The organism is Micromonospora yasonensis (assembly GCF_026013475.1).
Lineage (GTDB): Bacteria > Actinomycetota > Actinomycetes > Mycobacteriales > Micromonosporaceae > Micromonospora > Micromonospora yasonensis.
This window is the reverse complement of the sequence record NZ_JAPDPH010000400.1, coordinates 1-2,975: the sequence shown is the minus strand read 5'-3', so window position 1 is coordinate 2,975 and position 2,975 is coordinate 1. Positions and strand designations below refer to the sequence as shown.

Annotated in this window: 4 protein-coding genes; 1 reads left to right on the top strand and 3 read right to left on the bottom strand. The window is 71.2% G+C overall.

Annotation, left to right across the window (positions count from 1 at the left end; all coding sequences use genetic code 11):
• Both ONA70_RS35695 and ONA70_RS35690 read right to left on the bottom strand, forming a co-directional pair.
• A partial coding sequence (locus ONA70_RS35695) for an NAD(P)/FAD-dependent oxidoreductase (protein ID WP_265010886.1) occupies positions 1-1,237 on the bottom strand: 1,237 nt, incomplete at its 3' end.
• Positions 1,234-1,557, bottom strand: coding sequence for a 2Fe-2S iron-sulfur cluster-binding protein (locus tag ONA70_RS35690; protein ID WP_265010885.1), 324 nt, complete (start codon positions 1,555-1,557; stop codon positions 1,234-1,236). The genes ONA70_RS35695 and ONA70_RS35690, both read right to left, overlap by 4 nt.
• A 194-nt stretch (positions 1,558-1,751) precedes the next feature.
• On the opposite strand from ONA70_RS35690, the gene ONA70_RS35685 reads away from it, so the two are divergent.
• A complete protein-coding gene (locus ONA70_RS35685) occupies positions 1,752-1,976 on the top strand; it encodes a hypothetical protein (protein ID WP_265010884.1) in 225 nt (74 codons plus the stop codon).
• 58 nt (positions 1,977-2,034) lie between these two features.
• Here the strand turns inward: ONA70_RS35685 and ONA70_RS35680 are convergent.
• The coding region (locus ONA70_RS35680) for an MFS transporter (RefSeq protein WP_265010883.1) at positions 2,035-2,975 on the bottom strand (941 nt) is incomplete at its 5' end.

The window sequence follows — 2,975 nt, the reverse complement described above, 5'->3', positions numbered from 1 at the left end:
TCAGCAGTTCCTTGAGCGGCACGTCGGACGCGGCCGCCCGGTCGGCCGGGAGCGGCGTGCCGCTGGCGAGCGCCCGGCGTGCCGCAAGGTAGTCGGGCGCCAGGTTGACGGCGTTGACGGCCAGCAGGTTCCCTCGCCGGTAGTACAGCACCGAGAACCGTTCGCGGTCGGGGTCGCCGCGCACGACGAATGAGTCGTATCCGTCCGGCACGCCCGCGATCTGCAGCTTGAGGTCGTACTGATCGGACCAGAACCACGGTACGTCGGTGTAGGGCTGCGGCTTGCCGGCGAGCGTCGCGGCTGCCACCCGCGCCTGGGCGACGGCGTTGGGCATCGACTCCAGGCGGACCAGTCCCTCGCCGGTCAGCGGGTTGGGCAGGACAGTGCAGTCACCCGCGGCCACGACCGACGGCTCGCTCGTGCGGGCGAACTCGTCGACGACGATCCCACCCTCGCACCGGAGCCCGAGCTGTACGGCGAGTTCGGTTCGTGGGACGACGCCGACACCCACGACGACCAGGTCGGCTGGCAACAGACTGCCGTCCGTCAGCCGGACGCCGGTCACCTTACCGTTCGTACCGCAGATTTCGGCGACCCCGGCGCCGAGGCGTATCCGGGCCCCGCGCCGGGTGTGTGCCTGCCGGTAGAACTCCGAGATCACGGGGGCCACCGCGCGGGAGATCAGCCGGTCCGCCGCCTCCACGATCGTGACGTTCCGGCCTGCCGACCCGGCGACGGCGGCCGCCTCCAGTCCGATGAAGCCACCCCCGATGACCACGACGTCACGTGCTGACGTCAGGTGGGCTCGTAGCCGGCTGGCGTCATCGATCACCCGCAGGTAGCACACGCCATCGAGGTCGGCGCCGGGCAGGTCGAGGCGTCGAGGCCGCGCACCCACCGTGAGGGCGAGCTGGTCGAACGCCAGGGTGCGACCGCGGTCGGTCAGCGCGATGCCGGAGCCGCGTGGGCCGGCGGCCGACAGGTGGACCTGGGTGACCCGTTCCCCGGTGACGACGTCGATGCGCTGCTCGGCGTAGAAGGCGGGAGTGCGCAGGTGGAGGGCGGTGACGTCCGCGGTTCCGGCGAGGAACGCCTTGGACAGGGGAGGGCGTTGGTACGGTGGCTGCGCCTCCGCGCCGACCAGGGTGACCGGACCGCCGTAGCCGTGGTCGCGCAGCGAGCTGGCCACCTGGAGGCCGGCCTGGCTCCCGCCGACGACGAGTACTCCGCCGGTCACGGCTGTTCTTCAGGGCACTCGACCGTCAGGCCGTCCAGGGCCTCGGTGATCTTGATTTGGCAGGACAGCCGGCTGGTGGCCCGGCGGTCCGAGACCCCAAGGTCCAACAGGTCGTCCTCGAAATCGCTCGGCGGACCGACGAGAGCCAGGAAATCCTCTTCCACGTACACGTGGCAGGTGGCGCATGAGAGGTTGCCCCCGCACTCCCCGATGATGCCGGGCACACCGTTCTTGACGGCCATCGCCATGACCGAGTCGCCGGCCGCCGCGTCGATCGTGCGTCGGGACCCGTCGAGGGCGACAAAGATGACCTTGGGCACGTTCGGGTTCCTCTCGGGTCGGGTTCCCTCCGGAGCAATGGACTAACCATACTACCTAGCCCCCTTGATGGGTACCGTCCGCGCGAGGAAGATCTTCGCCAGGGGTGGTTGTGCGGCAGGGCCTGCCGGGCTGGTCATAAAGGTAGGACCAATTGCCCTACCGGGGCGGCGGTCGTGCTGCCTACGCTCGCGCCATGAAGCCTGCCGCAGTCATCGACCGGGTGCTCGGTCGCGCCCATCTGGAGATCGAGCAGGGCCGCGTGGGCTGCCCCGTCCGGGGCGTCCGGCTCGACGCCGAGACGTGCTGGTCGTGCCACGACTGGCACCGCACGGAGATGGATGAGGGCGATCGCGGCGTGGTGATCTGCCGGGCGCGGACCCTGTTCGGGGGCGACGCCGCCGGCACGCCTCCCGGGTGACCCTCCTCCCGATCCGGGTGCGGGCTCGACCTCCGTGCCGAGGAGCTGTCCGCGTCGGTCAACCAACTGAACGGCCGGCTTCATCGGCCGCACGCTTGGGGCCGGTCTGGCGCATGCCGGGCTGGGCGGCCGGCCGGTCCTCGGCCGGGCGCAGCGCTCGGGCGCGGCGCAGTTGCGGGAGCACGACCAGTGCGGCGAGTCCGGCCGACACCCCGGCGAGCAGCAGGCCGGCCCGCGGTCCCCACTGTTCGCAGACCCATCCCGTTATCGGACCGCCGAGCGGGGTGCTGCCGAGGAAGATGATGCTGTGCAGGGCGATCACCCGGCCCTGCATGGTGGGTTCGGCGCTGAGCTGGAGCAGCGTACGCGCGAGGGTGTTGAAGCAGATGTTCGCCACGCCCACGCCGACCATCAGCGCCATCGCGACGCTCAGCACCGGCGCGAGCGCGGCGATCGTGTTGATCGCTCCGAAGGCTCCCGTCCAGACGAGCAGCGACCAGGCAGTCACCCGCTCACGGGCGGCGCTGGCGAGGGCGCCGAGCACGGCGCCGATCCCGAGGGCAGAGGTCAGCCACCCGTAGACCTGTGCGTCGCCGTGGAAGGTGTCGCGGGCGAGCAGGGGCAGGACGACGCGGAAGTTCTGGCCGAGCAGGGCCACCACCGCGACGAGGAACATGCAGACCCGCAGCTCGGGGTGCTGCCAGACGTACCGAAGGCCCTGCCTCGCCTGGCCTCTCTCCCGCGCGGCGGCGGGTGTTCGACGCAATTGGGCCGGATCCATGAGGGCCAGGCCCAGCAGGACCGCCGCGAAGGACAGCGCGTTCGCGGCGAACGCCACGCCGGTGCCGACCGTGGCGATGAGCAGGCCGGCGAGCGCTGGACCGACCAGCCGGCCGGCGTTGTGGACGGTGGAGTTCAAGGCCTGCGCGTTGACGTAATCCTCCGGCCCCACCATCTCGGTGACGAAGGCGTGCCGCGCGGGCACGTCCAGGACGGTGA